The 16,000-nt window shown below is 72.0% G+C and carries 12 protein-coding genes; 1 reads left to right on the top strand and 11 read right to left on the bottom strand.

Annotated elements, in window-relative coordinates; genetic code table 11:
* Positions 1-26: 26 nt before the first annotated feature.
* From mmsB to AERO9AM_RS02300, 11 genes are all read right to left on the bottom strand, one after another.
* On the bottom strand, positions 27-911 hold the full coding sequence (gene mmsB / locus AERO9AM_RS02350; RefSeq protein WP_159574720.1) for a 3-hydroxyisobutyrate dehydrogenase: 885 nt from the start codon (positions 909-911) through the stop codon (positions 27-29).
* Positions 908-2,119 carry an acyl-CoA dehydrogenase family protein gene (locus AERO9AM_RS02345; RefSeq protein ID WP_159574719.1) on the bottom strand — a complete coding sequence of 404 codons (1,212 nt, stop codon included), beginning with the start codon at positions 2,117-2,119 and terminating at the stop codon, positions 908-910. Before AERO9AM_RS02345 ends, mmsB begins: the two co-directional genes overlap by 4 nt.
* Before the next feature lie 79 nt (positions 2,120-2,198).
* Positions 2,199-3,713: a CoA-acylating methylmalonate-semialdehyde dehydrogenase gene (locus tag AERO9AM_RS02340; RefSeq protein WP_159574718.1), complete on the bottom strand. Its 1,515-nt coding sequence runs from the start codon at positions 3,711-3,713 to the stop codon at positions 2,199-2,201.
* Between the two features lie 302 nt (positions 3,714-4,015).
* Positions 4,016-5,641: a hypothetical protein gene (locus AERO9AM_RS02335; protein WP_201298562.1), complete on the bottom strand. Its 1,626-nt coding sequence runs from the start codon at positions 5,639-5,641 to the stop codon at positions 4,016-4,018.
* 81 nt (positions 5,642-5,722) lie between these two features.
* Entirely contained in the window at positions 5,723-6,658 is a 936-nt protein-coding gene (locus AERO9AM_RS02330) for an aldose 1-epimerase family protein (RefSeq protein ID WP_159574717.1), read from the bottom strand.
* Positions 6,659-6,879: 221 nt separating this feature from the next.
* Entirely contained in the window at positions 6,880-8,403 is a 1,524-nt protein-coding gene (gene araA, locus AERO9AM_RS02325; RefSeq protein WP_159577317.1) for an L-arabinose isomerase, read from the bottom strand.
* Between the two features lie 81 nt (positions 8,404-8,484).
* Positions 8,485-10,089 (bottom strand): xylulokinase, encoded by a 1,605-nt coding sequence (locus tag AERO9AM_RS02320; RefSeq protein WP_159574716.1) that lies wholly within the window; start codon positions 10,087-10,089, stop codon positions 8,485-8,487.
* Complete coding sequence (locus tag AERO9AM_RS02315) at positions 10,086-10,808, bottom strand: L-ribulose-5-phosphate 4-epimerase (protein WP_159574715.1); 723 nt, start codon at positions 10,806-10,808, stop codon at positions 10,086-10,088. Before AERO9AM_RS02315 ends, AERO9AM_RS02320 begins: the two co-directional genes overlap by 4 nt.
* Positions 10,809-11,079: 271 nt before the next feature.
* The gene (locus tag AERO9AM_RS02310) at positions 11,080-12,054 is read right to left on the bottom strand and encodes a hypothetical protein (RefSeq protein WP_159574714.1); all 975 of its coding nucleotides are present in this window, start codon (positions 12,052-12,054) and stop codon (positions 11,080-11,082) included.
* A gap of 138 nt (positions 12,055-12,192) precedes the next feature.
* On the bottom strand, positions 12,193-13,239 hold the full coding sequence (locus AERO9AM_RS02305; RefSeq protein WP_159574713.1) for a LacI family DNA-binding transcriptional regulator: 1,047 nt from the start codon (positions 13,237-13,239) through the stop codon (positions 12,193-12,195).
* A 248-nt stretch (positions 13,240-13,487) separates the two neighbouring features.
* Complete coding sequence (locus AERO9AM_RS02300) at positions 13,488-14,735, bottom strand: FAD-binding protein (RefSeq protein WP_159574712.1); 1,248 nt, start codon at positions 14,733-14,735, stop codon at positions 13,488-13,490.
* Positions 14,736-14,836: 101 nt separating this feature from the next.
* Between AERO9AM_RS02300 and AERO9AM_RS02295 the strand changes: the two genes are divergently transcribed.
* Positions 14,837-15,883 carry a LacI family DNA-binding transcriptional regulator gene (locus AERO9AM_RS02295; protein ID WP_159574711.1) on the top strand — a complete coding sequence of 349 codons (1,047 nt, stop codon included), beginning with the start codon at positions 14,837-14,839 and terminating at the stop codon, positions 15,881-15,883.
* Positions 15,884-16,000: the final 117 nt, after the last annotated feature.

The following is a 16,000-nucleotide window of genomic DNA, read 5'->3' as shown; positions in this document are numbered from 1 at the left end:
CGAGGGGCGCCCGGATCCGCCACAGATCAGGACGCGTCGCGGATGTCGGTGATGATGCCGGAGAAATCGCGGGCGGCGCCCGGCCCGGCGGCGAACGCCGCGTAGATCTCCTGCGCGAGGCGCCCCATCCGCGCCTCGGTGCCCGTGCCCTCGATCGCCTGCAGCGCGAGTCCCAGGTCCTTCGCCATCAGCGCACCCGCGAAACCGGGCTTGTAGTCGCGGTTCGCCGGGCTCGTCGGCACCGGACCGGGCACGGGACAGTTCGTCGTGAGCGCCCAGCACTGGCCGGACGCCTGCGACACCACGTCGAACAGCGCCTGGTGCTCGAGCCCCAGCCGCTCGCCGAGCACGAACGCCTCGGCGACCGCGATCTGTGAGACGCCCAGGATCATGTTGTTGCACACCTTGGCGGCCTGCCCGAGCCCGGGTCCGCCGCAGTGCACGATGCGCTTGCCCATCACCTCCAGCAGGGGCAGCGCCTCGGCGAAGTCCTCGTCGGATCCGCCCACCATGAAGGCGAGCGTGCCGTTCTCCGCGCCCACGACGCCGCCCGACACCGGCGCGTCGATGTTGCGGTGGCCCGCCTCGATCGCGAGAGCGTGCGCGGTGCGGGCCTCATCGACGGCGATCGTGGAGCTCTCGATGAACAGCGTGCCGGGTTCCGCGGCGGCCAGCAGACCGTCCTGATACGCCGCGATCACGTGCTTGCCGGCCGGGAACATCGTGATGACGACCTCGGCGCCCGCGACCGCATCCACCCCGAACTGGGCGACGGGGACGCCCGCGTCCGAGGCGGCATCGACCGCGGCCGGGACCACGTCGAAGCCGACGACGTCGTGCCCCGCCGCGAGCAGGTTCTTCGCCATGGGAAGGCCCATGTGGCCGAGGCCGAGGAAGGCGATGCGCGTCATGATGCGCTCCGCGCCTCGACCGGCGCCGAGGATCGCATGGACGCGGATCCGGCAGGACGCAGCATCTCGCGCCCGACGATGAGTCGCATGATCTCGTTCGTCCCTTCCAGGATCTGATGCACCCGCAGATCACGGACGACCCTCTCGATCCCGTAGTCCTGAAGGTACCCGTAGCCGCCGTGCAGCTGAAGGGCCCGGTTGGCGACGTCGAATCCGGCGTCGGTCGCGAAGCGCTTGGCCATCGCGCAGCGCATCGTGGCGTCCGGGGCCTTGTCGTCGACGGCCTGCGCGCCGTCGCGCACCATGAGCCGCGCGGCCTGCAGGTCGGTGCGCATGTCGGCGACCGCGAACAGGATCGACTGCTTCTCGGCGAGCGGCTCGCCGAACGCCTCGCGCTCGTGCACGTACTGCACGGCCCGGTCCAGCGCCCACTGCGCGCCGCCGAGCGAGCAGGCGGCGATGTTCAGCCGGCCCCCGTTGAGCGCGCTCATCGCGATCGCGAAGCCCTGCCCCTCGGATCCGAGCATGCTCGTCGCAGGAACGCGCACGCCGTCCAGGATCACCTGGCGGGTGGGCTGCGCGTGCCAGCCCATCTTCTTCTCCGGCGCCCCGAAGCTCAGCCCCGGGGCATCGCCGGGCACGAGGAACGCAGAGATGCCGTGCGGGCCGGGCCCGCCCGAGCGGGCCATCACGATGTAGACCGCCGCTTCGCCGGCGCCGGAGATGAACTGCTTCACGCCGGTGAGCACGTACTCGTCGCCGTCGCGGGTCGCGCTCGTCGCGAGGGCTGCGGCGTCGGATCCGGCTCCCGGTTCGGTGAGGCAGTAGCTGCCGACCCCCTCCATCCCGATCAGCTCGGGCAGCCAGCGCTCGTGCTGGGCCTGCGTGCCGTAGGTGTCGATCATCCAGGTGACCATGTTGTGGATGGAGATGTACGCGGCGATCGTGGGGTCGCCCTTGGCGAGCTCCTCGAAGATCGCGACGGTGTCGACGCGCGGCAGGCCCGTGCCGCCGGACTCCTCGCGCACGTAGATGCCGCCGAGGCCGAGCTCGCCGGCACGGCGCAGCGTGTCGCGGGGGAAGATGTGCTTCTCATCGCGCTCGGCCGCGAACGGGGCGAGCTCGGTCTCCGCGAACTCGCGCACGGCGCCGAGGACGGCGGCGCGCTCCTCGGCGGTCATCGTGATCGGGGTGGTGACGGTGGTCATCGTCTGCTCCTTGTGGGGGCTGTTCGGCCTTGGGCCTGTCGAAGGGATGGGTCGCGTCGACAGGCCCAGCGACCAGTGGTCAGTGCATCGTGGGGATGACGAAGCTGGCGCCCTCGCGGACACCCGCCGCGGGCCAGCGGCTCGTCACGGTCTTGGTCTTCGTGTAGAAGCGGAAGGCGTCGGCGCCGTGCTGGTTCAGGTCGCCGAATCCGCTGCGCTTCCAGCCGCCGAAGGTGTAGTACGCGATCGGCACGGGGATCGGCACGTTCACGCCCACCATGCCCACGTTCACGCGGGCCACGAAGTCGCGCGCGGCGTCGCCGTCGCGGGTGAAGATGCCCACGCCGTTGCCGTACTCATGCTCGGACGCCATCCGCAGCGCCTCTTCGTAGTCCGCCGCGCGGGCGATCACGAGCACCGGCCCGAAGATCTCCTCGCGGTAGATCGACATGTCCGTGGTCACGCGGTCGAACAGGGTCGGGCCGAGGTAGAAGCCCTCCTCGTGGCCGGGGACGGAGAACCCCCGCCCGTCGACGACCAGCTCGGCGCCGGCGTCGATCCCCTGCTGGATGTAGCCGGTGACACGCTCGACGGCGGCGGCGTTCACCAGCGGGCCGTAGTCGATCCCCGGCTCGCGCGGCGGGCCGACTTTCAGCTTCGAGATCCGCTCCACGAGCTTCTCGGTGAGCGCGTCGGCGGTCTCCTCGCCCACCGGCACGGCGACCGAGATCGCCATGCAGCGCTCCCCCGCCGAGCCGTAGCCGGCGCCGATGAGCGCATCCGCCGCCTGATCCAGGTCGGCGTCTGGCATCACGACGAGGTGGTTCTTGGCGCCGCCGAAGCACTGCGCGCGCTTTCCGTGCGCGGTCGCCGTCGTGTAGATGTACTCCGCGATCGGAGTGGATCCGACGAAGCCGATCGCCCGCACCCGCTCATCGGTGAGCAGCACGTCGACGGCCTCCCTGTCGCCGTGCACGACGTTGAGGATCCCGGCCGGAAGCCCCGCCCTCAGGAACAGCTCGGCGATCCGCACCGGCACGGACGGGTCGCGCTCGCTCGGCTTGAGGATGAATGCGTTGCCTGCCGCGATCGCCGGGCCCATCTGCCACAGCGGGATCATCGCGGGGAAGTTGAACGGCGTGATGCCGGCGACCACGCCCAGGGGCTGGCGCAGCGAGTACACGTCGATGCCCGTGCCGACCCCCGTGGAGTACTCCCCCTTCAGCAGGTGCGGAGCGCCGATGCAGAACTCGATCACCTCGACCCCGCGCTGGATGTCGCCCTTGGCGTCGTCGAGCGTCTTGCCGTGCTCACTGGAGAGCAGCGCCGCCAGTTCCTCGGTCTCGTCGCGGAGCAGCTCCAGGAACCGCATGAGCACGCGGGCGCGCTTCTGCGGATTCGTCGCCGCCCACTCGGGCTGCGCGGCCTCGGCGTCGGCGATCGCCGCCCGCACCTCGTGCGCACCGGCCAACGGGACACGCGCCTGCACGGCTCCGGTCGACGGATCGAACACGTCGCCCCAGCGCCCTCCGTTCGCCTCCGGGCTGCCGGGGATCGCGGATCCTCCGATGAAGTGGGTGATGTCGCGGACCATCGTGTGCTCCTGGTTCTGCGTCGTCGTCGACGCTGGATCCAGATTACATGGCCGTCCATGTAGTTAGTAGGGCATCCATGTAATTCATCGAGATCTGACGGCGAGTTCACCTGCCCGTCACCTTGGGCACGTACAACGGATGCTGCGCAGGACGCAGACGCTGACCGGATCGGGGGCTCGTCTTCCCGCGCACGATGGGATCCGCCCGGCCGTCTCGCCGGGCGTCCAGCGGTCACGAACCGCCAGGACCCCCGCCGAATCGGGTCGGCGGGGGTCCTCTCGTTCACGGCGCTCGGCCGGGGCTACTCCCAGGTGACCTGCGGATTCGACGCGCCGAAGTCGACCGTCGGGGTGTCGAGGGAGCCGCCGAACGTGACCGTGTAGGTCTGCCCGTCGCTGCCCTGGAGCTCCATGTCGACCGAGACGTAGTCGTAGGCCGACACCACCGTCGGCGAGGAGCCGTTGCTCTCCGGCTCCAGGGAGTCGAGTGTCGCGTTCCCGTCGGCGGTGAGCGTGCGCGTGACGGTGCCCTCCACAGCCGTCGCACCGGAGAGGTCGATTCCGGTGATGTCCATGCCGCACGGGGTCGAGAGCGTCTTCATGGCGACGCAGGCCTCGACCGCGGAGCGCACCAGCGAGCGGAACTCGGACACGCCCGCGTCGTTGAGCTCGGCGTGCATGTCGTAGAGCGCTGCGGCGTCGTCTTCGGTCGCGATCGTGAACGTCGAGTCACCGTCGATCGAGAAGTACTTGGAGTCCATCTCGACCCGATAGGTGCCGGGGAACACGTAGGGGTTGCCGATCTCCGCGACGGGCACGCCGTTGAACGTGGCGTCGAGGCCCTGGAGAGAGCCCATCGCGACCGGGATCACGCCGTTCGTGATCTTCCAGGCGTCCTTGACCTTGTACACGTCGTACGACCGGGTGACCGTACGGTCGCCGACGCGGAAGGTCGCCTCGACGGAGCTCGTGTACTTGCCGTCGCCGCCCTTCTTCACGGAGATGTGACTGACGCCGCCGAGCGTGCCGGACTCCTTGAGCACCGCGTCGGTGAGCAGCTTCTTGTCGGGCACGCCCTCCAGGTAGCCGAGCGCGGTCTTCGCGTCGCCCTTGGAGACGGCCGTCAGATAGGCCTTCACCGTGTCGGCTGCAGAGACCGAGGAGCGGGTGATCGCCGGCACCACGAGCAGGGCGACGACGAGGATCATGGCGAGCAGCACCACCACGCCACCGCCGACGAGGCCCCAGATGAGGCCCTTCGAGGTCTTCTTCGGCGGCTGTCCGCCGTACCCCTGGCCGGGCTGCACCCCGTAGGGCTGGCCCGGAACCGGCTGGCCGGGCTGGGCGCCGTAGGGCTGGCCGGGCTGGGCTCCGTAGGGCTGGCCGGGCTGGGCTCCGTAGGGCTGCCCCGGGTACGTCTGGCCCGCGCCGGTGGGCTGCCCGGGGTACGCCTGCCCCGGGTACTGCTGGCCCGGGTACTGCTGCGCGGGCTGGCCCGGCTGAGCTCCGTACGGCGCGCCGGGGTACGGCTGAGCGGGCTGCCCCGGGTACGCCGGCCCCGGGTACGCCGGCCCCGGGTACGCCGGCCCCGGGTCCGTCTGTCCCGGGTGCGCCTGGCCCGGGTGCGCCTCGGGCGGCGGGAACGCCTGCGTGGGATAGGCCTCGGTCGGGTTCTCCGGCGCCGTGGCGGGCGCGCCCTCCCCTACGGCTTCAGGAACGGCAGCAGCTTCTGCGGCAGGCTCCGCAGCGGCAGGCTCCGCAGCCGCAGCCTCCTCGCCGGCGCCGGCCTGCGGCGTCGCTTCGGCCGGCACCTGTGCGTCCGCGGACGGAACCTGCGGAGCTTCGGGCTGCGGCGGCGTCTGCTCGTGCGATGCGGATCCGAAATCGAGTTCATGCCCGCCCTGCAGCGGTTCCCCCTCAGTTGCCATGGGATACACGATACTCAGCGCGGCGAGGCGGCTCGATGGGCAGAGGTGCCCATCGAGCGGAGCCGCCGTCGCCTCGTCGCCTCACCGCTGGAGGGACTGGATGCGCCAGGAGGCGCGGTGCGCGGAGCCTGGGGACAGCACCACGAGTCCAGCGCCCGAGTTGAACGCGTCGGGCGCGCAGGTCATCGGCTCGACCGCGAGCCCGATCCGGTGCATCGCGGCGTCGGCGGGCGTGTCGGCGGTGTGGATCTGCACCCACGGGCAGGACGCGTCCCAGTGCAGGGCGACGCCGCGGCCTTCGCCGTCGCGCACCTCGACGGTCGTGACGCCGTCGAGGCTCGCCAGGGCGGTGAACGCGTGGTCGATGAAGGTGTCGCCGATGGGCCGCGTTGCACGGAAGTCCCACTCCGGATGCGCGTCGACCGGTTCGAGCGCGACCGGGCTCAGCCGGTCGGGGCTGACCGTCAGCACGGCCGATGCGGGTAGCAGGAGCGTCCACCCGTCCGCGGGAGCGGAGTCGTCGCCGGCGGACCCTGCCACCAGGTACGGATGCGGGCCGGTGCCCCAGGGGGCGGCATCGGCACCGAGGTTGCGCCCGGTCACGGTCTGCATGAGACCGTCCGAGGCCAGACGGTACTCCACGACGACCTCGACGCGGAACGGGTACCCGCTCTGCGGCTCGATGGTCGTCGCGAGCACCACACGATCCGGCTCCACGATGCGGTCCTCGAACGCGCTCCAGGCGACCAGCCCGTGCAGCGCCTGACCCCGCTCCGGCTCGGTGAGCGGCAGCTGATGCTCGACGCCGGCGAAGCGATAGCGTCCGTCCACGATGCGGTTCGGCCACGGCGCGAGCGTGGCTCCGCGGTAGTTCGGCCGCACTTCGTCCGCCGCGAACGGCACGACGAGATCGCGTCCCTCGAACCTCAGCGCCCGCAGCGTCGCGCCCACCGAGGCGATGTCGGCCTCGTAGCCGTGCGCGGCGATCCGGAACTGCCGGCCGGAGCGCGGGAGCATGGTCTCCGAGGCTGCATCCGCCGAGGCGTCGGCAGCGCGCGGCGTCCCTTCGACGGGCTCAGGGACCGGCAGCGCCTCGGTCGCGACGAGCGTCCCTTCGACAGGCTCAGGGACCGGAAGTGCAGGCTCAGGGACCGGAAGTGCAGACTCAGGGACCGGGAGCGCAGGCTCGGGGACCGGGAGCGCAGGCTCGGAGACAGGAAGTGCCGGATCCGTCATCGTCACAGCCCCTGGGCCAGGCGGTAGTACGCCTGGTTCCAGCGCACCTGCTGCTGGAACGCCGGCAGCGTGGTGCTCTCGTCGATCACGAGCAGCTCGACCTCGGCCATCTCCGCGAAGTCGCGGAACGCCTCGATCCCCAGGGCCGTGGACATCACGGTGTGGTGCGCGGCGCCCGCGGTCAGCCAGGCGGCCGCCGACGTGGTGAAGTCGGGCTGCGGCTTCCACACCGCGCGGCCGACCGGCAGCTTCGGCAGGGCGGCGCGCGGGGCGACGTTCTCCACGACGTTCGCGGTGAGGCGGAAGCGGTCGCGCATGTCGCTGAGCGCGACGACGACGGCGGATCCCGGATCCGCGGTGAACACCAGCCGCACCGGGTCGTCCTTGCCGCCGATGCCGAGCGGGTGGATCTCCAGCGTCGGCTTCTGCGTGGTCAGCGACGGAGAGACCTCGAGCATGTGCGCACCCAGGATGAGCTCGTCCCCTGGCGTGAGGTCGTAGGTGTAGTCCTCCATGAGGCTCGCGCCGCCGGGCAGGCCCGCGCCCATGACGTTCGCGATGCGCACGAGCACCGCGGTCTTCCAGTCGCCCTCGGCGCCGAAGCCGTACCCCTCGGCCATGAGCCGCTGCACGGCGAGGCCCGGGAGCTGCTTCAGGGCGCCCAGGTCCTCGAACGACGTGGTGAAGGCGCTGAACCCGCCCTCCTCGAGGAACGAGCGCAGACCCAGCTCGATCGCCGCGCCGTCGCGCAGCGCCTGGTGCCGCTCGCCGCCCTTGCGCAGCTCGGGCACGACGTCGTAGAGCTCCTCGTACTCGGCGACGAGCGCGTCGATGTCGGCCTCGCCCGCTGCGGCGACCGCCTCGGCGAGCTCGTTCACGCCCCACGTGTTCACCTGCACGCCGAAGCGCAGCTCGGCCTCGGTCTTGTCGCCCTCGGTGACGGCGACGTAGCGCATGTTGTCGCCGAAGCGGGCGAGCTTCAGGTCGCGGCTCGCGGCGAGGCCGGCTGCCGCCCGCTGCCAGGTGCCGAGCTCGCGCTGCACGCGCGGGTCGGACGCGTGGCCGACGATCGTCTTCCGCGGCACCCCGAGCCGCGTCTGGATGTAGCCGAACTCGCGGTCGCCGTGCGCGGCCTGGTTCAAGTTCATGAAGTCGAAGTCGATGTCCGCCCAGGGCAGCTCGACGTTGGCCTGCGTGTGCAGGTGCGCGAGCGGCTTCTGCAGCGCGTCGAGGCCCGCGATCCACATCTTCGCGGGGCTGAAGGTGTGCATCCAGGCGATCAGGCCGATCACGCGGTCGTCGGCGTTGGCCTCGAGCGCGGTGCGCCGGATCGCGGCGGAGTCGGTGAGCACTGGCTTCCAGACGATGCGCACCGGGACATCCCCGGCAGCATCCAGGATCCCGGCGATCTGCTGCGACTGCTCGGCGACCTGCGCGAGCGTCTCGGGGCCGTACAGGTGCTGGCTTCCGGTGAGGAACCAGACCTCGTAGCCGTCGAGGGAGGTGGTGAGCGGGGTGCGGGTCATCGAGGTTCTTCCGTTCATGGGACGCGGATCATCGGATCCGCATGATCATCGATCGTGTCGTGAGTGGTCGTCGTGGGTGGTTCAGAGGGCGCCCACCGCGGCGGCCTCGATGGCGAGGCCCGCCCGGTAGCGGTCGAGGTAGGCGGCGAACCCGGCGACGTCGACCGGATCCGGATCCGCGACGGCGATGTCCGCCGACGCGAACACCTGCCGGTCGAGGTAGTCGCCGAGGCTCACGGCGTCGGCGTGGGCGAGGTACGACGCGAGCACGGCGATCCCCCACGCTCCTCCCTCGGATGCGGCCTCGCCGACGGCGACCGGAGCGCCCAGGGCTCCGGCGAGGAACCGCTGGGCCACCCCCGCCGTGCGGAACATGCCCCCGTGCGCGAACATGCGGTCGAGCCGCACGCCCTCGTCGGCGAGCGTGCGCATGCCGAGCGCGAGCGTGCCGAACACGCCGTAGAGCTGCGCGCGCATGAAGTTCGCGAGGGTGAAGGCGCTGCCGGGCGTGCGCACGACAAGCGGTCGCCCCTCGGTGAGGCCGGCGATCGGCTCCCCCGCGAGGTGGTTGTAGGCGAGCAGGCCGCCGGCGTCCGCCTCGCCGGAGAGCGCCTCGCGGAACAGCGCCTCGAAGGCGGCGTCGTCGCTCACGGGGGCGCCGGCCGCTGCGGCGAAGCGCGTGAACAGCCCCGCCCAGGCGGCGAGCTCGCTGGCGCCGTTGTTGCAGTGCACCATGGCGACGGCGTCGCCGGACGGCGTGGTGACGAGGTCGATCTCGTGGTGCACCCCGGACAGCGGCCGCTCCAGCACGACCATGGCGAAGATGCTCGTGCCGGCGCTGACGTTGCCGGTGCGCGGGGCGACCGCATTCGTGGCGACCATGCCCGTGCCGGCATCGCCCTCGGGCGGGCACAGCGGGATGCCGGGGGCGAGGGATCCGGACGGGTCCAGCAGCAGCGCGCCCTCGGCGGTGAGCGCGCCGGCGTCGGCTCCCGCCGGCCGCACCTCGGGCAGCAGCTCGACGAGCGGGGCGGACAGCCGGTCCCCGGCGAGCGCGTCGTAGGCGGCGACCATGGTGGCGTCGTAATCGCCGGTCGCCGCGTCGATCGGGAACATGCCGGATGCGTCGCCGACGCCGAGCACCCGCCGACCGGTCAGGCGCTCATGCACGTAGCCGGCGAGGGTGTTCACGCTCGCGATCTGCGGCACGTGCGCTTCGCCGTCGACGACGGCCTGGTGCAGGTGCGCGATCGACCAGCGCAGCGGGATGTTGACGCCGAGCAGGTCGGTGAGCTCGGCCGCGGCGACCGGCGTGTTGGTGTTGCGCCAGGTGCGGAACGGCACGAGCAGCTCGCCGGCCGCGTCGAAGGCGAGATAGCCGTGCATCATGGCGGAGATCCCGAGCGCGCCGAACGTCGTCGGCCGCACGCCGTAGCGGTCGTGGGCATCGGCGACGAGCGCGGCGTACGCCTCCTGCAACCCGGCCCAGACCTCATCGAGCCCGTAGGTCCACAGCCCGTCCTCGAGCCGGTTCTCCCAGGCGGAGGATCCGGTCGCCAGCACGACGGCGGGATCGGATCCGATCAGGCACGCCTTGATCCGCGTGGATCCGAGTTCGATCCCGAGGCTCGTGCGTCCTGCCAGGATGTCCTCGCGGGCGGACCCTGAGCTGCGTCGCGGGGTCATCGGCGGGCATCCGTGCTCTGGCCGTACACGTTCTGGTAACGGTCGAAGAGGCTGTCGATCGCGTCCTGCGGCAGCGGGATGAGCGGCCCGGCTTCGCGCGCATGGTGCACCGTGCGCGCGACGTCCTCGACCATGACGGCGGCCTTGACCGCGTCCTTCGCGTCCACGCCGATCGTGAACGGTCCGTGGTTCTGCATGAGCACCGCACGGCTGCGGTGCCCACGCAGAGTCTGTACGATCCCGCGGCCGATCGAGTCGTCGCCGATGATCGCGAACGGGCCGACCGGGATCGGTCCGCCGAACTCGTCGGCCATCGCGGTGATCACGCAGGGGATCTCCTCGCCGCGCGCCGCCCAGGCCACGGCATAGGTGGAGTGGGTGTGCACGACGCCGCCGACCTCGGGCATGTGCCGGTAGACGTAGGCGTGCGCGGCGGTGTCGCTCGACGGGCTGCGGTCGCTGCCCGGGGTGCCGGGGATCGCGGTGCCGTCGAGGTCGCAGAGGATCATGTTCTCCGGCGCCAGGTCGTCGTAGTTCACGCCGGAGGGCTTGATGACGAACAGGTCCTGACTCGGGTCGTCGCCGACACGGACCCGCCCCGATACGTTGCCGCCGGTCCACACCACCAGCCCGTAGCGGACCAGCTCGGCGTGCAGCCGGGCGACGTCGGCGCGCACGGCGGCGATGGCCTGCTCGACCTCGGGGGCGAAGGTGGTCATGCGGATCCTCTCGTGGCGCCCGAGGCTCGTCCTGGGCGACTGTGACCGGTCACGGTCATTGTGACACCCCACAGGCGGATGCGTCAAGACCGCGGCGTCGGGGCGCTGGCATCGGCGGGGCGCTGGAGTCGGCGGGCGCTGGGGTCGGCTCTTCGTCGGTTCAGGTCGCAATAACTGCGGTTCCCGCTTCCGAGGAAGAGCAGAAATTGCGACCTGAAGCCCGACGAACCGCCGAAACGGGGCCACGGACGGTGCGACGAGACCCGTCGAATCAGCGGCTGAGCGCCAGGCGGATCCGCCGGACCAGCACCTCAGGCGACCTCAGCGACTCCGCCGTCACGTCGATGATGATCCATCCGGCGGCGCGCAGTCGCGCCGCCCGTTCGACGTCCGCACCCCAGGAGTCGGCGTGCTGCCGCCCGTGATACTCCACCGCGACCCTCTGTGCGAAGAACACCATGTCCCAGCAGCCGAGGAACCCGCCGTCCTCATCGAAGAGGTCGACGTTGAGCGCCGGCTCGGGGAGCCCGGAACTCACCAGCAGATATCTCAGCTCCGACTCGCGGGGCGACCAGGCGTCCTCGCGGATCCAGCTGATCGCTTCCCGAAGCCGCGCGGCGCCGATCCTGCGCCCTGCCGACATCGCAGCGCTCAGTTCGCTGACCGTCGCGAACGGCGCGCGACCCACATCACGGCGCCCCGCCCCAGCCCGCCAGGCCCGGCAGAAGTAGTCGCCGAGCGCGATGAGCGCCGACACCGAATGCGCCCCCGATTGCGCCCAGGTCGACGGAGCGGTCGGGACGGCGAGGCCGGCGTGCGCCGTGACGGCGACCAGACGCGGGTCGCCGCGGTGATGCACCACCCCGGCCGTCCGCACCAGCGGCCCGCCGCCCAGCGTGCTCACGTGCAGGGCGAGGTCGTCGCCGCGCGCGATCCCGCCGTCGCTCGTCCGCTCGAGGGGAAGGGGCGCCCCGTAGATCGCGGCCGCCGTGTCGTGGCTGAAGTACTGCCCCGGCCGGAGGCGCGGCGCATAGAGCAGCGCCCGCTCCACGCGCGCACCGCGCTGGGCGGCGTAAGGATCCTCGTCGCTCAGGAGCCCCGTCGAGGTGGGACGTGCGCGCACTCCCGAGAACGGCCGAGTCAGGTCGGCGCTGCGCAGCCGCCCCGGCTTGATGTCGGCCGCCCGAGCATCACGGATCGTGAAGCTCGGCCCCAGATCATCGGGGAGGGGGATACGGCGCGGCATCCCTCCACCGTGGCAGTTCCGGCGGGCCCGTGCGGGTTGTCCACAGAAACTCGTCCACCGCCGCCTTCAGGTCGCAATTTCGGCTCCAACGGCGGTCGGGAACAGCCGAAAATGCGACCTGAGCGTCGGGAGGGGCACTCAGGCCGAGGGCGGGACCACCGAGTCGCGCGGGATCAGCACGGGAGCGATCGGATCCGCCACCGCTGCGATCGCGGCGGCATCCGCCTCAGCCGCGGTGGCCGCGGACGACGAGCCGGATCCGCTCTCGGCGATGACGCGCGCGACCGCGCGCCGTGCGAGCTCCTCGAAGTCCTGCCGCACAGTGGTCAGCGGCGGCCAGGCGTAGGCGGCCTCGGGCACATCGTCGAAGCCGACGATGCTGATCCGCTCGGGCACCGCGACGCCGGCGGCACGCAGGCCGCCGATCAGCCCGAGCGCCATCTGGTCGTTCGCGGCGAACACCGCGGTCGCGCCCGACGCGATCACGGCGGATGCCGCCTCGTGCGCGGAGCGCGGGCTCCAGTCGCCGTCGAACACCGCTCCGGCGGGCAGGCCCCGACCGGCGAGCTCCTCCGCGAACCCGGCCGCCCGGGCCTCCGCCTCGAGCCAGTCCGCGGGACCGGCGAGGTGCGCGATCCGCTCGTGGCCGGCATCCGCCAGCGTCGCGACCGCCAGGCGCGCGCCGGCCCGCTGGTCCACGGTGAAGTCCGCGCGCTCGGCGGCGTGCAGGATCACCGTGGGGATCCCGATGCGCAGGGCGTCCAGGACGTCCAGGGTTCGCGCGTGCGGCGCGAACACGATCAGCCCATCCACGGACTGCGCCCTCAGGTGCTCGATCGCCGCGGTCACCGACTCCTCGTCGCCGGAGTCCGCGAACGCCGCCGTGATCCAGTAGCCGGCCGCGCGTGCGGAGGCCTCGATCGCGGCCATGCTGCGCGACGGTCCGTACTGCAGCGCGTCCGACGCGAGCACGCCGATCGTGCGGGTGCGGTGCGTGCCGAGCGCGCGCGCCGCGTTGTTCATGCGGTAGCCGAGCTCCTCCATCGCCGCCACGACGCGGGCGTGCGTGCTGGGCGCCACATCCGGATGATCGTTGAGCACGCGCGACACCGTCTGCCGTGAGACGCCCGCGCGTGCCGCGACATCGCGCACCCCGACGGCGCGCTGCGGCTTCGACTCACTCACGCCTGTGAGTGTACGGGCCCGGCGCCCCGCCCTGCCGACGGGCCGGCACACGGTGTCATGGATCCGGTCGCCGGCATGGATCCGGTCGCCGGAACACCGGATCGCCCGATCGCCCGTCGGTTCAGGTCGCACTTTCTGCGCAAAACCACCTGCCGGAAGAGCAGAAATTGCGACCTGAACGGATCCACCGGACCCACCGGACCCACCGCACCCACCGGACCCGAGAGCGTCCGCCGGCCCGAGCGGCGTCAGAGCCCGAGCCGCTCCAGGTAGGCGTTGCGGAAGCGGCCCGCGGGATCCATGCGGCCCACGAGAGCGGCGAAGTCGTCCCAGCGCGGATAGCGGCGGCGGAGCTCGGCCGGATCCAGCGTCGAGACCTTGCCCCAATGCGGGCGGGCGGTGTCGGGCAGCGCCGCCTCGATCGCCGGCAGCAGCGCTTCGACGGCCGGCTGATCGCGGCGCCAGGTGAAGTGCAGACCGACCGCGGGCTCTCCGTAGGACGAGCTCAGCCACAGGTCGTCGGCGGCGACGGTGCGGATCTCGTTCACGAGAAGCAGCGGCGCGATCCGGTCGGACAGTCGGCGCACGGCCTCGATCGCGCGCACCGCGTCGCGCCGCGGCACCAGGTACTCGCTCTGCAGCTCCTCCCCCGCCGACGGCGTGAACGCGAACCGGAAGTGCGGCAGCCGCTCGTGCCACGGCCCGGCCTCGCCCAGCTGCCGGGTGCACGCCTCCGCCGGAGCACCGAGGATCGGATGCCGCGCGACCGTGGCCGGGGTGGTGCCGAGCCGTGCCAGCAGCGCCTCATCGAGAGCGGCGCCGTCGGCGCGGTTCTTGATCCACAGCTGGTCGGCGCGGTCGCGGTCGGTCCAGCGGCTGAAGACGCTCACGCTGGTGCCGAGCGCGGTGACCCGGTCGAACTCGGCGAGGAGCGCATCCCACGCCGGCCCCTCGTGCACGGTCTGCGCGACGTCGTACGTCGGCTCCACGTCGAGCTCCAGCTCGACCATGAGCCCGAGCGCGCCGAGCGAGACCACGGCCCCGGCGAAGTCCGGGTCGCCGCGGCGCAGTGTGCGCTCGCCGTCGGGCCCCGCGAGGGTGACCGCGCGGACCGCCGTGGCGAGCGAACCGATCGCGTCGCCGGATCCGTGCGTGCCGGTGGAGACGGCGCCGGCCACCGAGATGTGCGGCAGCGAGGCGAGGTTCGACAGAGCGAGCCCGCGGCGGTGCAGTTCCGCGCCGAGCTCGCCGTAGCGGATCCCGCCGGACACGCGCACCGCGTCGGGCGCCGTCTGCTCCACGACGGCGGGCATCGCGCCGAGGTCGATGAGGGTGCCCGTGGTGTCGGCGATGGTGCTGAAGCTGTGCCGGGATCCGAGCGGGCGCAGCGGGCCCGGTGTCGCGAGTGCGCGATCCAGTTCGTCGCGGGTGCGCGGGCGCACCACCGCCGCCGCGCGGTACGACACGTTCCCGGCCCAGTTCGTCTCGATGCCCATCGCCACATCCTAGGGCTCAATGCCCCTGATGCCACTTCCGCGTTACATCGATAGAACCCGCGCGGCCGAGGCCGCTTGGCCCGCGGGCATAGGCTGAGCGCATGGGAGGCAGCACGCGCGCGACCATGCGCGACGTCGCATCGCTGGCCGGCGTCTCGGCGAAGACCGTGTCGAACGTCGTCACCGGCGCCGCCTTCGTGCGCGAGGACACCCGGGAGCGCGTCGAGCAGGCGATGCGCAAGCTCGACTTCGTCCCCAATCTGAGCGCACGGAGCCTGCGGAACGGGCGCTCCGGCGTGATCGCCCTCGCGCTCCCCTACCTGGCGACCTCGTTCTCCGCGGAGCTGCTCGACCACATCGTGCAGGCCGCGCGCGTCAAAGGGCTCGCGGTGCAGGTCGAGCAGACCGGATCCGAGCCGCGTCGCGAACGCGAGTTGCTCTCCCGCGCCCGTGCGCACCTGGTCGACGGCCTGATCCTGAACCCGATCCGGCTGGAGGACAGCGCCCTCACCGACGCCGACCGCCAGCTGCCCGTGGTGCTCATCGGCGAGGTCGAGCACCAGCTCGCCGACCACGTCGGCATCGACAGCGTCACGGGAGCCGCGGAGATGACCCGGCACGTGATCGCCCGGGGCGCCCGCCGGATCGCGGTCGTCGGCGGTGACGACCAGCACGCGATCGCGACCGCCACGAGCCGGCTGCGACTGCAGGGCGTCCGCCAGGCGCTCGCCGAGGCGGGGCTCCCCGCGGATGCCCGGCTCACGGCGAACCACGCCGACTGGACCATGAGCGGCGGCGCGGCGGCGATGACCGAGCTGCTTGATCGCGGCATCCCGTTCGACGCCGTCATCGGCTTCACCGACACCCTCGCCGCGGGCGCCCTGCACGTGCTGCAGGAGCGCGGGATCCGCGTCCCGGACGACGTGCTGGTGACGGGCTTCGACGACGTGGAGCTCTCGCGCTTCACCGGGCCTGCACTGTCGACCGTGCAGATCGACCGCGCCCAGTTCGCCGCTGCCGCGGTGGACCTGCTCGTCGAGCGGATCGCGGATCCGACCGGCACGCCCCGTTCCGTCACCGTGCCGCACCAGCTCCTCATCCGCGACAGCACTTCCGCCTCGCCGCGCGGCTGGAGCCCGGAGCACTGACCAGCGGGATCCCCCGGCTCAGGTCGCACTTTCGGCGGCAAACCTCGCCAGGAACCGCAGATTTCGCGACCTGAACGGATCCGGACCGTCCCTGGGGAAGGCCGCCCGGGCGACACG

The organism is Microbacterium sp. 8M, from assembly GCF_902506375.1.
Taxonomy (GTDB): domain Bacteria; phylum Actinomycetota; class Actinomycetes; order Actinomycetales; family Microbacteriaceae; genus Microbacterium.
Note: the sequence above shows the minus strand (reverse complement) of the source record. Positions and strands in the feature narration are given on the sequence as shown.

Coding starts and splice junctions, on each gene's coding strand:
- mmsB (WP_159574720.1), bottom strand. CDS start 911: ATGACGCGCATCGCCTTCCTCGGCCTCGGCCACATGGGCCTTCCCATG.
- AERO9AM_RS02345 (WP_159574719.1), bottom strand. CDS start 2,119: ATGACCACCGTCACCACCCCGATCACGATGACCGCCGAGGAGCGCGCC.
- AERO9AM_RS02340 (WP_159574718.1), bottom strand. CDS start 3,713: ATGGTCCGCGACATCACCCACTTCATCGGAGGATCCGCGATCCCCGGC.
- AERO9AM_RS02335 (WP_201298562.1), bottom strand. CDS start 5,641: ATGGCAACTGAGGGGGAACCGCTGCAGGGCGGGCATGAACTCGATTTC.
- AERO9AM_RS02330 (WP_159574717.1), bottom strand. CDS start 6,658: ATGCTCCCGCGCTCCGGCCGGCAGTTCCGGATCGCCGCGCACGGCTAC.
- araA (WP_159577317.1), bottom strand. CDS start 8,403: ATGACCCGCACCCCGCTCACCACCTCCCTCGACGGCTACGAGGTCTGG.
- AERO9AM_RS02320 (WP_159574716.1), bottom strand. CDS start 10,089: ATGACCCCGCGACGCAGCTCAGGGTCCGCCCGCGAGGACATCCTGGCA.
- AERO9AM_RS02315 (WP_159574715.1), bottom strand. CDS start 10,808: ATGACCACCTTCGCCCCCGAGGTCGAGCAGGCCATCGCCGCCGTGCGC.
- AERO9AM_RS02310 (WP_159574714.1), bottom strand. CDS start 12,054: ATGCCGCGCCGTATCCCCCTCCCCGATGATCTGGGGCCGAGCTTCACG.
- AERO9AM_RS02300 (WP_159574712.1), bottom strand. CDS start 14,735: ATGGGCATCGAGACGAACTGGGCCGGGAACGTGTCGTACCGCGCGGCG.
- AERO9AM_RS02295 (WP_159574711.1), top strand. CDS start 14,837: ATGGGAGGCAGCACGCGCGCGACCATGCGCGACGTCGCATCGCTGGCC.